This window comes from Enterococcus sp. 12C11_DIV0727, from assembly GCF_002148425.2.
Lineage (GTDB): Bacteria > Bacillota > Bacilli > Lactobacillales > Enterococcaceae > Enterococcus_L > Enterococcus_L lemimoniae.
Genome location: NZ_CP147248.1, coordinates 2,110,609 through 2,128,441 on the forward strand (window position 1 = coordinate 2,110,609; position 17,833 = coordinate 2,128,441).

Sequence of the window (17,833 nt, forward strand, 5' to 3'; positions counted from 1 at the left end):
TTAACAAACTTTCTGCATACAGCAAATAAAGAATCCATCCGTGCCTAATTGATGCGGGTATAGCGTGAGCATTTGCTCATGCACAGAAGGCTCTACAGCCTCGCTAACACTGACATCTATTTTTTTAAATTCTGGATGTTTTTGTAAAAATGCTGCAACAACTTCTTGATTTTCTTCTTCGGCAATCGTACATGTGCTATAGACCATTATACCGCAATGTTTTAACGTTGGGGCAACACTTTCAAGAATTTCTAATTGAATTTTAGGTAATTGATCAAAATCTTGTGCTGCTTTATTGTATTTAATATCTGGTTTACGACGCATCAACCCTAATCCAGAGCAAGGTGCATCTACTAAAATCCGATCAAAATATTCTGCTGGAAATTCTTCTCCAACTTTGCGTGCATCTAATTTTTCAGTGTCTACGACGTCTTTTACATGGAGACGATCAGCGTTTTGTTTGATCAACTTGATTTTATGATCGTGAATATCTAAAGATTTCACACGACCGCCTTGTGCTGCATCAAGGAATGTTGCGATATGTGTTGTTTTACCACCAGGCGCCGCACAAGCATCTAAAACTACATGATTTTTTTCGATTTGCATGGCTGGGGCAACAAGCATCGAGCTTTCATCTTGGATCGTCAATTTCCCTGCATCAAACAAGTAATTTCCAGCTAAAAAGCCTTTATCCGCAACCACACCATAAGGGGAAACTTGACTAGCTTGGGCTTCGATATGGTCTTCTTGTAAAACCTTCAACGCATCTTCAATGCTGATTTCACGTGTATCCACACGACCACTAACATGACTTTTTTCAAAAAGCGACAACCCTAATTTTCTTGTTTCTTCCAATCCCATTTGTTTGATTAACTTTTCCGTCAGCCATTTGGGCATGCTGATTTCTACTGATAGGCGTTCGACAGGATCTTTGATATTGTCTAAACTTGGTGCTCCTTCTCGTTGAAATGCCCGAAGTACACCGTTCACAAATTTACCGATACCAACATTGCCTCGGTGTTTCCCGATTTCAACAGCTTCATTGATGATGGCGTGATCAGGAATTTTATCTAAAAAGACTAATTGATAGATTGATAAACTCAGTAAATTTTTCACCCAACTATCGACTTTTTTAGGGTTGGTAATAAATGGCGTTAGATAATATTCTAATAACAATTTTCGGCTGATCGTGCCATACACTAGTTCTGTGAATAGGCGACTATCTTTTTCTCCTAAAGCAGACTTATTGATCATTTCGTTTAATAATAAATTTGAATAGGCACCGCCATTATCAACGCGCTCAATCGTTCTTAATGCCACATAGCGGACAGAACTTTTTACTCTTGCTGGTATTTTCTTTCCCATCTTGACTAGCCCACCTTATCTGATTCTGCGACTGTTTTACCGACGCCATTTAAGAAGTCTTGGATAAATAATTTTCCTTTGCCGGATGGCTGAATCGTGTTGACAGAAAGAACGGTCCCTTCTCCACAGGCGATCCATAATTCCTTTTTGCTACGTTTGATGATTGTTCCTGGAACGTCATTTGTCGTTTCATCCAAAGGGGTAACATCCCATAATTTCCAATTGATTCCATTATAGGTAGTAAAAGCTGTCGGCCACGGGCGCATACCGCGTACTTGATTGTCGACTTGCTCCGCTGTTTTATGCCAATCGATTTGTTCTTGTTCTCTCGTGATATTCGGAGAAAACGTTACTTCATTTTCATCTTGAGGTTGTGGCGTGATTTCACCAGCTAAAATTTTAGGCAATGTTTCCAGCAATAATTCTTTCCCCACAAGACTTAATTTATCAAACATCGTCCCAACATCATCTGTTTTAGTGATGGGAATCGCTTTTTGAGAAAGGATATCTCCAGCATCCATTTTCTTCACCATCTCCATGATCGTGACACCTGTTTCCTTTTCTCCCTCAATGATCGAATAATGAACAGGCGCTCCGCCACGATATTTTGGCAATAATGACGCATGAACATTGACTGCTCCCAGTTTTGGCGCAGTTAAAATTTTCTCTGGTAAAAATTGTCCAAAAGCGGCTGTCACAATCAGATCAGGCGCAAGTTCGATAATTTTTTCCATTTCAGGTGAACCTGAGATTTTTTCCGGCTGTAAAACAAGTAATCCATGTTTGACTGCCGCTTCTTTCACAGGTGTTGGCGTAATTACTTTTTTACGTCCAACGGGGCGATCTGGCTGCGTCACGACTGCTTGAATCTCATAACCGTTTTCGATTAATCCTTCTAAAATCGGGACTGAAAATGCGGGTGTTCCCATAAAAATTAATTTAGTCATCTAAATGTTCCTCCATATATGCATCTAAATCTTCTGGTTTGATTGGATCAATGATTTTGTCGATAAATAATTCACCATTTAGATGATCGATTTCATGTTGAAATGCTCTAGCGAGATAACCATAGGCGGTCACTTCGATCTCCTGTCCTTCACGGTCAAAGTAACGAACGGTTACTTCATCTGCTCGTTCAACTGTGCCATAGGTTTCTGGAATACTTAAGCAGCCTTCCACATCGATATCTGTGCCTTTTCGCTCGATGATTTCAGGATTGATCAACTCAAATAAACCAGTTTCATCATCCACTTCGATCACTGCTAATTGCAAGTTTTTCCCAATTTGTGGCGCTGCTAGACCAATCCCATCATGGGCGATCATCGTTTCGTACATATCTTCTAGAAGTTTCACTGTTTCATCCGTGATCATTGTCACCGGTTTTGCTTTTTGTTTTAGGCGTTCATTAGGGTGTATCACTATAGGATAGCGCATAGAGTTTCCTTTCTTAAAATCAATCATCCCAGCTCTATTACCTCACTGTGATTCTTGACAGTTCTTATAAATCAGATAAAATTCATTGGCTCAGCATCGATTGATAACTTTAAACCGTGTGCTGTTGCTCTTTGAGTATCGGTCAGTATTTTTTTTAAGATATTTTGCAAATTCGGTTCGTTTTTATATTTAATGATCACTTGGTAAAAATAACGATTATTAACACGCATAATAGCGTTTGGTGTTGGTCCCAATAAAATACTTTGGTCAGACAAGCCAGATTTTAATTCTTTGACTATTTCAAACATCTGCTTGGCCGCTTGATTTTCTTCAGGATGGCTTGCGGTGATTTGCACCGTAAAATAAAATGGTGGGTAATCGCCACGATGGCGGACGTACATTTCTTTTTGGTAAAAATCTTCATAATCTTGAGCCTTCGCTAACTGAATTGCATAATGTTCAGGATTAAAAGACTGAATGATTACTTCTCCCGGCTTCTCAGCGCGTCCTGCCCGACCGCTGACTTGGGTCAATAATTGAAATGTCCGTTCACTCGAACGAAAATCTGGCAAATTAAGTGCCGTATCAGCATTCAAGACACCGACTAAGGTTACATTTGGAAAATCTAATCCTTTAGCAATCATTTGTGTTCCAAGCAGAATATCTGCTTCATGATTACCGAAGGCTGTCAAAATTTTCTCATGGGCACCTTTTCGTCTTGTTGTATCAACATCCATCCGTAAAACACGACTTTCAGGGAATAATGCTTTAAGTTCTTCTTCCACTTTTTGCGTTCCAGTTCCATAATAACGGATTTTATCACCGCCACAGTTGGGACAATGATAAGGAATACGTTCTTCATGACCACAGTAATGGCATTTCATCGTTTTCGTATCCATGTGCAGCGTTAGCGAAATGTCACAGTTTGGACAAGGTAATACATAGCCACAATCTCGGCACATTACAAAAGAAGAATAGCCTCGACGATTCAACAGCAGAACACTTTGTTCTTTTTTAGCTAAACGATCTTGGATCTTTTCTTGTAGTGCTATTGAAAAGGACGACGTATTTTTATTTTGGATTTCTTCACGCATATCCACAACGTCAATTGTGGGTAACGTGGCTGTTTGATTGGCTCTTTTTGATAGTACTAAGCGTTTATAGACATTTTTTTGTGCTCGAGCTCGTGTTTCTAGCGAAGGTGTTGCACTGCCTAAAACCACTGGGCAATTGTGATATGCAGCTCGCCAAATGGCAAGATCCCGTGCATGATAACGTGGCGTTTCTTCTTGTTTATAACTGGCTTCATGCTCCTCATCAATGATAACTACTCCAAGATTTTCTAAAGGAGAGAAAATCGCCGAACGTACGCCTACTACAACTTGTGCTTCACCACGTTCAATTTTACGCCACTCATCATATTTCTCTCCTTGAGATAAGGCGCTGTGCATCACTGCAACTTGTTCACCAAACCGACTTTTAAAGCGGTAAACCATTTGTGGTGTCAATGAAATTTCAGGTACTAGCATCATGGCAGTTTTTCCTTGATTCAAGACTTCCGCGATCACTTGGAGATAGACTTCTGTCTTCCCGCTACCAGTGATGCCTTCTAGTAAATAGGTTTGACTGATCTCTTGGTTGACTGAATCCAGAATGTTGTTTACGGCATTTTGTTGTTCGTCATTCAAGGCTAATGCTGTTGTTTTTTCAAATGTATGGTCTGCAAATGGATCACGATAGGCTTCGGCTTCGATAAAGGTCAGCCACTGTCTATTTGCTCCGTCATTTAAAACAGCTGTGCTAAATCCTAGTTCTTTCATCTCTTTGACCGTGGTCATTTTTTCTAGACCTACTTGCTGTAAGTAGTTGATCAATTGCTCTTTTTTCTGTGAGCTTTTTCTAAGTTCCATTCGTGCTTCTTCCAATTGTTCAACATTTTTTAACGCTTGAACATAGCGGATTATTTTGACTCTATTTCGAGTATTCACTTCGTAGCGAATATCGACTTTTTGCTGTTTTCTAAGTTGCATCAATTGCGGTAAAATATTCCGTGCTACAGCATCTTCCCAAGCAATTTCATCTAAGCCATAAAATAACTCATCTTGCATTGTTTCTTCTAATTCATCCGTTAAATATATGTATTTACTATAATCTGCACGCATTACGCTTGGCAGCATCGTTTGTAAACAGGTGATTTTAAAGGCAAATGTTTTCTCTTTCATGTAGTCAGCTAATTCCAGTAATTCCGTATTAAGGACAGGTTTTAAATCTAGAACAGATAGAATTTCTTTCCATTCAAACTTTTGCGCCGCTATTACTTCGTCAGAGACTTCATCTATCGCTAAAACAAACCCTTGTAAATGACGGTTTCCATTACCAAATGGAACTTCTACCCGCATACCAACGGTTAATTGTTGTTCTAAGTTAAAAGGAATCAAATAAGTAAACGGTTGGTCTGTCTGCATCGTCGGTACATCAACAATCACTTGCGCCGCTTTTCTCATAATTACTCCTCCATTTTTATTATTATTATTTCGTTGAAATTAAAACGAATCCTAAGTATTTGGTTATTTCTTTGCCTATTGTACTAGAGAATCTTGTTTTTGTCTTGCTCTTCTGATTTCTATTTAAAAAAATTACATAAAGCTAGTACACAGGTGCTCCTAAAAATAAAGAAAAACTGAGATAAAACTCTTCAATATTTTTAATTTTTTTGATAATTTATTAGAATGAATAGCTACAAAAAAAGGGACTTTTTCAATACTACCTCAGAAAGTAGTATCAAAAAAGTCTTCAAAAATGCCAGTTAGATTTCTATTGTCTTTTTTTTTCGTTAAAATGTCTAAAAAATTGATGATACTTAGAAAAATTTTTTGAACATCTCTGGTATCTTCTTTCAGTATTGATAAGGATATCACTTGTGGGAAAATATAGGCACCACTGTAAAAAGGAAAATCAAGTAAATTAGGTATTTGACTCCAACACTGTTTATCAACATTATTTATATGGTATAACTTCGCTATTTTTTTTAAAAGAATGTCTTTTTCTCTGTTACTTTTTACCATCTGAGGATTTTTATATAATTCCATTTGAAACTTAGTATAAACTAAATTATTCACTAATCTTTTTTTTAAATCCAGCTTGTAGTAATCTAGAATATTATCTTCTTTTAAAATTAATCTAACTATAAATAGTTCCAATAAATGAGCAGCTATCTCATCTATTTCAATAGGTACTATCACCCTTTTATCATACTTCATAGAATTAAAAAGAGCATGTCCAATTTCATGAGCTGCATAGATAAATCTTTCAATATTAGTATCAGCATTGCTTAAGAGTATTACACTGCTTTTAGAACATGGGAGTTCTACACAATATGAGCGCATATCAAAAGAATCATAAAACTGGAATCTTTCCATTGAATATAACAGTGGATATTTAATTTCTAAAAAAAATACCTCAAGCTCTTGTATAATATTATTTGAAGTATAAATCTTACCAAACTTATCATCATTAAAAATTGAAGTTTTTTCTGTCAAATAAATAGGTATGTCAAGCACCGTATTTATTGTCGGCAACAAACAAGAATTTCTCCAATTTAAATAGTCAAAGTCTTTATTCTGTGATATCAATTCATTCATTTGATCGTTCATATCATTGCATAGCTGTATTTCATTTGTACAATTCATTATAGGTAGATGTGAAATGTATGGTAACTTATTCTGTTTGAACAAAGCTTTTCTTTGTGTTTTTAAACTAATATTTACCGAAGTTGGTACTATATTCTTGTCTCTCAAAAAGTGTAAATTAGATATCTCTTCCACAACGCATTTTATCTCATAAGAATTCAATGTTTCCCCTCTCTATGCTTGCACTCTAATTTGTAAGATAATAACAATTTATAAATCTTTTGTTCAGTTTCTATATCCGGTCCAAGGACCCTATTATTGCTCATATGAATTAAAGCCGCTATCTCTTCTTTTTTCAAATTGTACAAATAGTTACTACTAATAAACGTACTTAGTTCTTTATATTTATTTTTATTAAATTGATTTGTGAAAGTAGTATATTCCTTTCCCAATTTATATACTCTATGACTTTTTATCAATAATTTTAGAATAGCAATTTCAGAATTTAAATCCTTTTCTACAAATGCTTTTAACCATGTATTTGTATTAATCATGGTGTCTTTAATTGTAGAATCAGGATTATATTCATAAATAGTAATCTTTGAGTCTAGATTACACAGTTTGAAAAAATTATCTATTCCCAGACAATAATACCTAAAATATTCTGGTACATACGTTTCTACAAGTATAGATACATTCTCAATTCCTAGTTTACTTAAAATAAGCGAAACTATTCCTTCGCAGTCTTTTTTTATTCTAAAACGACATTCATTTTTATTTTCTTTTATCTTATAGTTTACCCAAAAAAACTCGTCTATGAAGAAAGTTTCAATGACCATCTTTATACAATCGTATATTTCGGAGGTAGTCACGTTGTTATTGTATTGTATATTAATAGTATAAAAATCAACCTCTAGATTTGTATGCTTATTGTCAACTACAACATCAATATTTTCCTTATTAATATTGAGTGTTTCTTTTCTTTTCTTCCCATGAAAAGATGCTATACACTGATTACTATAACAATCATTATTAAAGAAAAAAGGAGAGTATTCTTGAAGATTTTCTTTAAATAAAATTTTTGAATTAGATTTCAGAGATTTATACATATATTTCAAGTCATCTTCTGACGATAAATTAAGATATGTTTCACAATCACCGCTACACATGCTCAATATGTCATTGATCAACCTTTTCTCCTTCAATAAAACTATGTTATGATAGAATTCTTCGTAATTTATGGTTGTGTTTAGTAGCATGGATAGATTCCATGTCTTACGTCTAACTATAATATTATCTAGCATTACTCTAGGATGGAAAAATAATTCTGATGTAGATAGAATATCATTAAAGTTTACTGATAAATTAGATACGCTCGAACAAATTAGAAGGACTATATATGGTGTTGGAAAAAACTTCAAGTCTATTGTAGTACCTTTAGATATATGGAGATCATTTTTATTTTCATCAATTACTACAAAATGATTCTCTCGTAAACCTATAAATATTGAATCAAAAATATTACTATTTTCTATTGTTTTTGAATTTTTTTCTGTATTTTTGAACTTCAAAAAAGCCAAAATCTCATCGTTGAAATTATTTCCTAGTAATACATCACTTTTTTCGTCATGATTAAAGATACAATGTGAATCACTTTCCGGGACAATTCCTTGACCAGTATCTATATCAATAACTACATTATCAGTGTTCATTTTGTATAGATTAAAAAAGATATCAAATCCGCGATTTTCGGCTAAATGATTTTTTTGATAGTTGCGTTTTATTAACTTTTTATCAATTATTACATCTTTACCAGATACAGTTTTTAAGATTTCAACTTGAGAGTGAATATTATTAATCAAGTCACTATTTTTATTGATAGAAGTTTTTACACTCAAAATTTTAGAAACTAATTGTTCATTTTCCATTAATGTTTTTAGGGAAATAAATTTGTCATTATAGGTATCATAGAATTCTTCAACTGCTTCATAATAATTTTCATATATTACAGCACCTAGTAAATTTCTAATAAATGATTCTGTACGTTCTAAATCTTTCTTGTTGATTATATTAGAGATATCCATAGCATCTTTGTTGGGCATACAGTGCAAAAATTTCTTCCCTGTATCTGTGCGAATAGTTCTATCAAAAACCAAAAATTCGTGTTCAATTAAGGTCTTTAAAGCTTCTTCTACCTCTGATAAATCCAAATTAACAAATTGACTCCTAAGCTTCATCTTTAGAGAATGAAACTCACATGGATTTTCTAATAACTTTACAATATATTCCACAAAAAATGATCTCAGTACCTTTTTCTTCGTATCTAATTTAGCATGAATTATATAATTATTTTGAGCATCTTCTGTTAATAACGGGTTTAATTTAATTTTTTGTGACTCATTAAACTCATCCAGTGAACAAAACTTCCAAACTTCTTTTGTACAATTTTCCTGTTCTATTGAACCAGATTTTAACGTATATTTATACTCGTTTGCTAATCCATTATACTGAGTTACCCTGTAAGAAGCTCTAGAAAACAATTTTTTTTTTTAATAATATGAGAATCAGTATTTAGGTTACAAAATAAAAATGGTAACTTTATATCTTTTTCAAATTTATTATATACATATTTTTCAATCTGATTAAAGGGCTCACATTCCATAAAATGTAATATTTTTAGAGGTAAAATAGGTGTCCTAACAATAATATCTTTTTTTGATGGCATTAACGTGTAACTTCCCTTCTAAGTTTAATATATTCTTTCCCATAACTATCTCTTTTTAAAAATCTGTAATCTACTAAATATCTTCTAATTAAAGAAAAATCTGAATAATGCTTTTTAATAATTTTGTTGATTTCCAATTCGGTATATACTGTCTCGAATTCAAACTGATTCCAAAAAAAATTGAGCACCTTTATCTTATTCTTCTCCTTTTTCGGAATTTGTTGCAGAATCCTATTTTTAAAAAATTTAACTTCGATATCATTATTTTCTGTCATAAGTATTCCCTATACTCCTTTTCTTTAAATTTATAGTCAGAATCCACACTAAAGCCATAGATAAAACAACAAATATGAGCCATGTTTGTTTGATATTTAATTTGTCAGATAGATACCCATTAATTGGTAGTAATGCACTAACTATTAATGCCTCTAATGTATAAAAAGTTGAAATAATCGAATTTCTAGAATTATTATTTTCAACAATATGATCATGAATATACGCCATAATAAGAGTATTCAAAATACCATAAATAAATACATGTATTAAAATAAAAAAAGCATTAATATAACTCAGTGAAATCAGTATCAGTATTATAGAGTCAAATACTATAAAAAAATAGATTACACTAATCGTAGATGTTTTTTCATTATTGAAGTATCTTGTTATAATTACGTTTGATAAAATAGTCACCATTCCAATTGCTACCCAAAAATAACCTGTTATTAATTGACTAATATTCTCATTTATTACCACTGACCATTGATTTGATGGACCTATATCAAGGATTGACGGAATCACAAACAAGAGCATGTAAAACCAAAAATACTTTACTTTTTTTATGTCTACTATGCTATTTCTAATAGTTCTTTTGTACATATTAGTAACTGAGGATTTTTCTGTTATATCTCGTTTTTTCCTCTCAGGTTCATGAATAAGCGTCTTAACTAACAACGACAAAGAAATAAACATAATTGCAGATATGATAAATGGTAATTTCATGTTAATTTTTGGTAGCAACTGTGCTCCAATGAATCCTGAAAGCATGCCAAAAAATGGAGATATTATATTATTTTTAGCCAAAATTGGTTGAATGGACTGTTTAGAATTATCTTTTTTTACTTCATTTGATATCCATGTCTCTGCAGATCCAGATGCTAATGCTTCTGCAATTCCAGTCAACACAGCAGAAAGTAACAAACAAGGAAAATTATTGGGAACAATTAATATCCCCAAGCCCACACCTCTCAATAAAAAACTTATTTGCATAATTTTTTTACTTCCTAATGTGTCCACCAAAACACCACCTGGCAACTCACACACTGTACATATAAGCCAAAATAAAGATAAATATATACTAATTTCTGTATACGAATAATTTTCATTTATTAGAAAAATATAGAGTATTGCAGAAAACAATTGCGTAGCAATAGCTATAAAAGAGCTGAGAATATAATATGCCTTAACTTTATCTTTCATTTTAAGTTACCTCGTTTTGACGAAGTCCGTCTAATATCATATATAATACATATGCACTAGTGTATGCATATGTATTATTATTATCAAAAAAACTGTTATATTCAACAAAATCCATTCCAATTACCTCATTAGACTCTCTTAGATAATGCTTTATAAAATAAGAAATACAAGATAAATTTATTCCTTGAGGATTTGGATAACTAACTCCTCCCATAATATTGGAATTTAATACATCAATATCAAAGCTTATATAAGTTTTCATCTTATTCTCTTTAAGATAGCCTATTAATTTCTTTATATCTGAAAAAGATATTGATTTTTTTGAGACATATTCAGCTTCTTCTTCTACCATAGGAGTGTAGTTTCCAAAATTTACTATTTCCAAAGGAAAATCTTTTTCCAACCAATTAAAAACATTCCCGTGATGAATAAAATCGCCAAAATCGCCAAAGTCACTATGGCTGTCAAACTTAAGAATTCTAATTTTTTCAATGGAATTTTCGAATAATCCTTTAATTATCGAATAAGTAATACTATGATCCCCTCCCACAAAAATAGGAAGAATTTTTGATCTCATGATACTTTTGGAAAAATATTCTAATTTTTTCAAAGACTCTCCTTTAATAAAGTTCAGCGTACCGTAATCTGACACATCTATATTAGAACATTTCGTATTAGATGCAAAAAAATTAATGTTAGGTATTTTTTGAGATTCTTTTTTCATTTTTTCAATTGATTCTATGTGCATAGGGATCTTACTACCTTCAAAATAAGGAACTGAAAAAATCCCAATTTTTCTTTTATTAGATAAAATATCTAATCTTAGATTATTGAGTTCTAAACAAAAAAAAGTATTTACTATGTGTTTTGGAAAATGATCAACATTTTCGATAGTTATAATACCACTATCAATTAATTGACATAATAGCTTTGTGTCCTCAGATAACCTACTTTTTTTCAGGGTATTGTTCATATTGTCTACAAACTGTGTAATGTCTTCTGTAAAACTTAATTCTATACCATCAATTCGTATTAATTTTCCTTCATTTTCTACAACAACATCTGAATTTATTTTATACATTTTTTGTCCTTTCTTCATTTATTTTAATTCCCAATTACTAACTTATTTTTAAGAAAACATAGGTAAGTAGTTATTGAAACCATTTTTTTTTAATAATGGAGAAATCTTTCTATTTGTATTATCAATGTCTTGTGCTTCAGGAACGATAATTCTCACTACTTTTAATGGAACATCATCTCGACTCAAATCAACTACATAAAAATTAAAATCCGAACTATTAATGAAGGCTTCTAGCGTTGACTGTTGTTGAACGAGCGTTCTTGTCTCTTTATTTTCGTTAGTAATTTCCATTATGTTACGTTCGTTGTTGTTCAAGAATGTATAGAAATACTTCTCATTGCCATCCCCCCATTCTTTATATACTAGATACTCACTATCACTCAATTTATCTTCTTTGTTTAATATTATTTGCGACGTTCTCATTTGTAAGGATTCACAAATAGCACGATATATCGCAGTATCTAAGTTGAAAGAGGCCCCCGAACCATGTGAGCATTTTGGAAACTGATTTTTTCTTGACTCTAACACACAATGAACTGTATAAAGACCATGTTCTGCATTCAATAAGGTTAGGTGAAGTTTGAAATCTTTTACCATATTTTGAGCCCAACTAATATCTTTAAAAAAACTCGCATAATCAATATTCAAATCAATTATTTCTCCTTTAATATCTGAGGTTTTATGAGAAATAGAATAGTTATGTCTTTCAAAAACCTCGCAAACTCCCTGTAAAATTGCATCTTCTACAGTAATCCCACTGGCTAACCCTGTTGTACTTTGGCTAGTAAAGTGTAATTCCGTATCAGCGTTGTAAGGGAAAAAAACAACATTAGCTGGGATGAGTATTTCTTTTTTCGTCCTTAAATCTACTCCTTCAACCCATTCGTAACTTTTTTCATCTTTGTACTCGAGTTCTTCAAAAGGGAACAGCACATTTGGATTTAAATATTTAGCTTCTGCACGATTCAACTCTTTCACATTTTTAAATAGAATATTTTCATAACCAAACTGCCTTGCGCAGTATCGCTCAATTGCTTCGCCTACTGCACTCATTTTGGCTTGCTGTTCAGTCAATCCTTTACCACCATGATACCGATAGTTCGTTTCGTTTCGTTGACAAGCCGAAACAGCTCCAAATACGGGATAAGAAATAGGATCTATTCCGATTAAATTTTGTATTTCTTTGACTGGAGAACAGCGACCAATATAATCGTCAAAATTTTTAACAGAATATTTTCTAAATCCTGTATTTTGATATAATTCCATCGGTTTCTCTAACTGTCGTTTAACGAAATTTTGTGTCACACAATTAGGATAGCACTGAATAAATGTAATATACGATGAATTTTTCCCTTTTTCGTATAAAACTATGGTATTACTTTGTATATGACTATAAATTTTTTTCACATTTTTCTTTGTTAGATTAGTAGTAAAACAAAACTTTGCGTTAAACAACTCTGGACAAAATGAAGATATTTCATCTTCAATCCCTTCAATATACCTCTGAATGAAACACTTTAAACAAATGTTTGTCCCCTTGTTTAGCAATAAATAACAATCAAAAAATTCTAATATAGTAACTTTATCTAGCTTACGGTTCTCGTAAAAAGATTCAAAATTTGACAAATCTCTAATAATAAAAATATCCATATCAACATCGTGATTCAATATAGAAACACATTCATTTTCCTTTTTGGAATTAAATAAAGGAAAATTAGCCAAATATCCTTCGTCATTAGAGTCCAGTTTCGTTCCTACATCTTCAAAGTAATAAAAGCTTTTTTTCTTTTTATACATAGCCACACTATTAAAAATTATTAAAAAATCGTCCATAAAAATGTATATTCGTCAACAAAATTCGTATTGAATAAAAATAATGCACTTGAAATAATTAAAAAAATTTTTCAAGCGCATTACTCCAAATAGGGTAGAAAAATTAAAGACCTAATTATCTCAAATAAATTTTTAAGTTCTTGTATATGATGCTTTTGATTGAGATGCAACAGGTTTGTTTCCTTTAATTTCCTTAACTTCAACTAATTTCATCAACTTCTCCTCTCATCTTGAATATTTTTGGTTAAAATTGGATGTGGAATTAATTAATTTAAAAAGAAAATTAAATTAAATCCCACTCACCAATATAAACTAATTATATCTTAATATAAATTAAAATCAACCTTTTTTTAAAAAATGCTAACGTACAAAATTATATTATTCAGTTTGCTTATATTCACTAATTTTACAAAGAAGCAAGAATATTCTTAAATATTGATTGAATACTACCAAATAGAATTTTTTACATTGTTCTTGATAGAATCTAACTATTAACCACCTATATTCACAAAGCGATCAGAGAGTGATTAATTAAGATATTTTCACATTAATTGCAATGTTACTAACTCACCTGATAAAGTTAGCGATAGAAAAGACACCTTGATATTCTTTATAATTAAGTCAACGAAAACCAATCATAAAGGAAAAAAGTGTCTTTCCCATTTTTTTGCAAAAAAAAATGCCCGTGATTTCTCACCAACATCATAAAGAATAAAATCATAGGAACTCCTAGAAAAAATCTTCTAGGAGTCCTGACAAACGATTTTATTCTTTGATTTTTTTACCAACATTTATTGACAAAGAGCCGAAGTTTTTACCTCAGTCTCCATCGTTTTATAAACTTTTTTCTTCGCGGATGCGATTTTCAAGTTCTTTTTGTTCTTGTTCGTGTCTCATTTTTTGTTCTTCTTTTGCCATACGCATTCTTTCACGTTTTTCTTCTGGACGAGGATCATTGATTACTGTTGCAGCATCGATTTCTTCTAATGCTTGACCTACGCTTTTTACAGATTCAAAACTTTCTAGTGTTGGTTGTGCACCTTCGTCTAATTCGTGAGCGCGTTTACTTGCTAAGATCACAAGTGAATATTTTGATGGTACTTCTTTTAATAATGAGTCAATAGATGGTTTTAGCATCATAAGGCTACATCTCCTTCAACATTTTAATATAGTTGCCAATTACTCGATCAACGCGAAAATGTTCACTCGCGATAATTTCTTTGATTCGTTTTACAGCTAATGGAACTTCATCGTTCACAACCGCATAATCATATAATGCCATCATTTCGATTTCTGCGCGAGCCACACGCATTCGTTCTTCAATCACTTCATGATCATCCGTACCACGACCAACGATCCGTGATTTAAGCTCAGCTAAATCTGGTGGAGTTAGAAAAATAAAGACCCCATCCGGCACTTGTTCTTTTACTTGCTCAGCACCTTGGACTTCGATTTCTAAAAAGACATCTTTTCCTTCATCAAGCGTTTTGTTGACATAAGAAAGCGGCGTTCCGTAGTAATTCCCTACATACTGTGCGTATTCTAGCATCTCGCCAGCTTCGATCATTGCTTCAAATTCTTCTTTTGTGCGGAAGTAATAATCTACCCCTTCTACTTCCCCTTCCCGCATTTTACGGGTAGTCATAGAAATCGAATACTGAAAATCGTTTTCTTCACTATCAAAAATTGCTTTGCGTACCGTTCCTTTACCAACTCCAGAAGGACCCGATAGTACAATTAATAACCCACGCTCTGACATGATGACTTCCTTTCATTAAAAGCTGAACAGGCTCATTCAGTCTCAACTGGAAAATAGAAAAATATGAGGTTGGCGCTTTTTGCCACAATCAGATTTTATCTTTTTCCCAAGAGACTAGCCTGTAAAGCTAGATAAGTTAAAAGCTGAATGAACCTGGTTAGTTCTGACTGAAAAATAGGGAAAGATGATCGTACCAGTTTTTGGCACTAACAGCTTTCATCTTTTTTCCGAAGAATTGGTTCATAAAGCTAAACAATTTTAAAAATAAGCTACCAATGTAGCTAAATATCAATAAAGTATTAGTTCTATAATGCACTTTTTTTCAGTAATTTTCAAGGCTTTACCCATAAATTTTTAGAAAAAAGCGAATATCCATTTAATTCTAACTTTTAGCAATCTAATCTCATGTTTATTCAGTGAATGATTCATTCAACTTTGAAATATGGTTTGAGCAATTCTTTTAAGGAAAATTTCTAAAAAGAGTATACAGCACCCCGGTTTTTCAAGTAGAATAAAGTTATTACTTATTTTCACAAAGAAAGAACTAACCTAGTTAATTATGTGAAAGAATTAAAAAAACGAAGGGATTTAACTCTATGTTCACACGAATAACACTTTTGAAAACAATCAGCAGCTTGCTACTGATTGCTTGTATTTTACTTGGAAGTTTTGCTCAAACAAGTTATGCACAAGAGGATTTAATGGAATTTGCAGAAAAAACAGGCTTTCCCGTTAAAGAAGCCTACCGTCCAAAAGCCTCGATTGTGATTGATGCTGATTCCGGCCAGATTTTGTGGGAAGAGCAGCCAGATTTAGCTTGGAGTCCTGCCAGTATCGCCAAAGTCATGACAATGTATTTAGCATTTGAAGCGATGGAGCAAGGAAAATTTGATTTAGACACGACGATCACAGCGACTGAAACAGATGTCAAAATCTCACAGATCTATGCATTAAGCAATAACAAAATCGCCTTAGGTGTTCATTATCCTGTTCGTGATATCTTTTCTATGGTTGCAGTTCCTTCATCAAATGTTGCCACGCTGATGTTGGCAAATCTTGTTTCTGGTAATGATGGCGCCAGCTTTATTCGTAAAATGAACGATAAAGCGGCAGAATTAGGCATGAACAATACTACTTACTTTAATTGTAGCGGTGCACAAATCGGTTCTTTTGAAGGCTTATATCAAGCCGAAGGTATCGACCCTAATGGCGAAAACAAATCAACTGCTAGAGATTTAGCTATTTTAACTTACAACCTACTAAAAAAATATCCAGATGTTTTACAATTTACTAGTAAACCTGTTGTTAAAACGATGGAAAATACCCCCTATGAAGAAACGTTTGAAACCTACAATTATTCCTTACCTGGTGCGAAATATGGTTATAACGGCGTAGATGGCTTAAAAACCGGATCCAGCCCGCTTGGCGGTTTCAATTATATTGCGACAGCCAAAAAAGGGGATCTCCGACTAATCGAAGTTATTTTAGGCGTAGGTTCTTGGTCCGATCAAGAAGGCGAATACGAGCGTCATCTAGCTGGAAATGCGATCTTAGACCATGCCTTTTCTACGTATGAATATAAAAAATTACTTTCTAAAGGATCAAACAAGATCGAGCAAAAAGAGATCAATCTTGAGCAGGATCTCTATGGCTTTGTCAAAAAGAACAGTGAGCCTAGCTTCACTCTAGCAGATGGTCAACTTTCTTTGAAAAGTGAACTCGGTCAAGTTTCACCGAATATTCCTGCTAAAAGTGTCAGCTATCAAGATTCTGAGACACAAACAGGTAATAACAATTCAGATAAAACAAACGCCAAAAAAACTAGTCAATCAGCAAAAACACCAAAAAAAGAGCATAATTATTTAATCAGTAGTCTTCTAGTAGGTCTAGGTCTACTATTCCTGATTTGTTCAAGACTATTTAGAAAACGAATTGCTGGAGTTAAACGTGGTAGTCGCACAATAGCCACACCTACAACTCGTTTATTCTTTACATTAGGCGCTCTATTAGTGCTTTCAGCAGTTGGCGCATTTCTATTTTTATAAAAAACAAAGAGAGCGGGACAAAGCTAAAGATCAGCTTTGTTTCGCTCTCTAAATCCGAATAAACGGCGATAAAAAAGCAGCTCCTTCGGAAATAAGCTGAAATTCACAAAAATTTGAAGAGCAATTTTCGTGAATTCCTTCTTATTTCTCAGAGCTAAACACTTTTATCTCGGCCTCTTTAAACTATCTTTTAAAAGCCCATATTCGATAAAGTATTCACAACACCCATGATTTCATCATGGCGTTTGATTTTTTTATCCACAGGACCATCTACCTCTTGAACGTCCACTCGGACAACAAAACGACGGTTCAATGTTACAAAGGCCTCTTCATTCACTCGAATATTAAAAACCTCGTTTGTAAATGACACACAAGCATCTTCCCACACTTTAAATGGATCTTTATCAGAAATAATCTCTCTTTTTACTACTGATTTCCCACTTAGTTCATGGAACGTTACATCATAATATTTTGACATAAATAGTC

General features: G+C 33.0%; 14 protein-coding genes. 1 reads left to right on the forward strand and 13 read right to left on the reverse strand.

All coding sequences use genetic code 11. The features are described from left to right. From rsmB to gmk, 12 genes are all read right to left on the reverse strand, one after another. On the reverse strand, positions 1-1,365 hold the full coding sequence (gene rsmB / locus A5866_RS10090; protein WP_086443613.1) for a 16S rRNA (cytosine(967)-C(5))-methyltransferase RsmB: 1,365 nt from the start codon (positions 1,363-1,365) through the stop codon (positions 1-3). 5 nt (positions 1,366-1,370) lie between these two features. Further along, a complete protein-coding gene (gene fmt, locus A5866_RS10095) occupies positions 1,371-2,312 on the reverse strand; it encodes a methionyl-tRNA formyltransferase (RefSeq protein ID WP_086277940.1) in 942 nt (313 codons plus the stop codon). Continuing rightward, positions 2,305-2,799, reverse strand: a complete 495-nt coding sequence (def, locus tag A5866_RS10100) for a peptide deformylase (RefSeq protein WP_086277939.1) — start codon at positions 2,797-2,799, stop codon at positions 2,305-2,307. Before def ends, fmt begins: the two co-directional genes overlap by 8 nt. A gap of 71 nt (positions 2,800-2,870) precedes the next feature. Continuing rightward, entirely contained in the window at positions 2,871-5,303 is a 2,433-nt protein-coding gene (gene priA, locus A5866_RS10105) for a primosomal protein N' (RefSeq protein ID WP_086443612.1), read from the reverse strand. Between the two features lie 264 nt (positions 5,304-5,567). After that, positions 5,568-6,650 (reverse strand): hypothetical protein, encoded by a 1,083-nt coding sequence (locus A5866_RS10110; protein ID WP_339099661.1) that lies wholly within the window; start codon positions 6,648-6,650, stop codon positions 5,568-5,570. Further along, on the reverse strand, positions 6,647-8,968 hold the full coding sequence (locus tag A5866_RS10115) for a lantibiotic dehydratase C-terminal domain-containing protein (RefSeq protein ID WP_339099662.1): 2,322 nt from the start codon (positions 8,966-8,968) through the stop codon (positions 6,647-6,649). Before A5866_RS10115 ends, A5866_RS10110 begins: the two co-directional genes overlap by 4 nt. A gap of 184 nt (positions 8,969-9,152) precedes the next feature. Next, positions 9,153-9,428 (reverse strand): DUF2087 domain-containing protein, encoded by a 276-nt coding sequence (locus A5866_RS10120; protein ID WP_339099663.1) that lies wholly within the window; start codon positions 9,426-9,428, stop codon positions 9,153-9,155. Then, the gene (locus A5866_RS10125) at positions 9,415-10,629 is read right to left on the reverse strand and encodes an MFS transporter (protein ID WP_339099664.1); all 1,215 of its coding nucleotides are present in this window, start codon (positions 10,627-10,629) and stop codon (positions 9,415-9,417) included. The genes A5866_RS10120 and A5866_RS10125 overlap by 14 nt, the downstream gene beginning before the upstream one ends. Before the next feature lies 1 nt (position 10,630). Beyond that, the gene (locus A5866_RS10130; RefSeq protein WP_339099665.1) at positions 10,631-11,728 is read right to left on the reverse strand and encodes an arginase family protein; all 1,098 of its coding nucleotides are present in this window, start codon (positions 11,726-11,728) and stop codon (positions 10,631-10,633) included. 30 nt (positions 11,729-11,758) lie between these two features. Further along, positions 11,759-13,543 carry a YcaO-like family protein gene (locus A5866_RS10135; protein WP_339099666.1) on the reverse strand — a complete coding sequence of 595 codons (1,785 nt, stop codon included), beginning with the start codon at positions 13,541-13,543 and terminating at the stop codon, positions 11,759-11,761. 834 nt (positions 13,544-14,377) lie between these two features. After that, entirely contained in the window at positions 14,378-14,683 is a 306-nt protein-coding gene (gene rpoZ / locus A5866_RS10140; RefSeq protein WP_010766464.1) for a DNA-directed RNA polymerase subunit omega, read from the reverse strand. Between the two features lie 4 nt (positions 14,684-14,687). Continuing rightward, positions 14,688-15,302: a guanylate kinase gene (gene gmk / locus A5866_RS10145; protein WP_086277936.1), complete on the reverse strand. Its 615-nt coding sequence runs from the start codon at positions 15,300-15,302 to the stop codon at positions 14,688-14,690. Between the two features lie 596 nt (positions 15,303-15,898). Between gmk and A5866_RS10150 the strand changes: the two genes are divergently transcribed. Then, positions 15,899-17,347 carry a DUF1958 domain-containing protein gene (locus A5866_RS10150; RefSeq protein WP_086445495.1) on the forward strand — a complete coding sequence of 483 codons (1,449 nt, stop codon included), beginning with the start codon at positions 15,899-15,901 and terminating at the stop codon, positions 17,345-17,347. Between the two features lie 190 nt (positions 17,348-17,537). Here A5866_RS10150 and A5866_RS10155 read toward each other — a convergent pair whose 3' ends face one another. Then, on the reverse strand, positions 17,538-17,825 hold the full coding sequence (locus tag A5866_RS10155; RefSeq protein WP_086445494.1) for a hypothetical protein: 288 nt from the start codon (positions 17,823-17,825) through the stop codon (positions 17,538-17,540). Between the last annotated feature and the right edge of the window lie 8 nt (positions 17,826-17,833).

What these genes read in the sequence shown, in the direction of transcription:
- A5866_RS10155 (WP_086445494.1), bottom strand. Translation starts at nt 17,825, where the DNA reads ATGTCAAAATATTATGATGTAACGTTCCATGAACTAAGTGGGAAATCA.
- gmk (WP_086277936.1), bottom strand. Translation starts at nt 15,302, where the DNA reads ATGTCAGAGCGTGGGTTATTAATTGTACTATCGGGTCCTTCTGGAGTT.
- A5866_RS10125 (WP_339099664.1), bottom strand. Translation starts at nt 10,629, where the DNA reads ATGAAAGATAAAGTTAAGGCATATTATATTCTCAGCTCTTTTATAGCT.
- A5866_RS10150 (WP_086445495.1), top strand. Translation starts at nt 15,899, where the DNA reads ATGTTCACACGAATAACACTTTTGAAAACAATCAGCAGCTTGCTACTG.
- rsmB (WP_086443613.1), bottom strand. Translation starts at nt 1,365, where the DNA reads ATGGGAAAGAAAATACCAGCAAGAGTAAAAAGTTCTGTCCGCTATGTG.
- def (WP_086277939.1), bottom strand. Translation starts at nt 2,799, where the DNA reads ATGCGCTATCCTATAGTGATACACCCTAATGAACGCCTAAAACAAAAA.
- rpoZ (WP_010766464.1), bottom strand. Translation starts at nt 14,683, where the DNA reads ATGATGCTAAAACCATCTATTGACTCATTATTAAAAGAAGTACCATCA.
- fmt (WP_086277940.1), bottom strand. Translation starts at nt 2,312, where the DNA reads ATGACTAAATTAATTTTTATGGGAACACCCGCATTTTCAGTCCCGATT.
- A5866_RS10135 (WP_339099666.1), bottom strand. Translation starts at nt 13,543, where the DNA reads ATGGACGATTTTTTAATAATTTTTAATAGTGTGGCTATGTATAAAAAG.
- priA (WP_086443612.1), bottom strand. Translation starts at nt 5,303, where the DNA reads ATGAGAAAAGCGGCGCAAGTGATTGTTGATGTACCGACGATGCAGACA.
- A5866_RS10120 (WP_339099663.1), bottom strand. Translation starts at nt 9,428, where the DNA reads ATGACAGAAAATAATGATATCGAAGTTAAATTTTTTAAAAATAGGATT.
- A5866_RS10130 (WP_339099665.1), bottom strand. Translation starts at nt 11,728, where the DNA reads ATGAAGAAAGGACAAAAAATGTATAAAATAAATTCAGATGTTGTTGTA.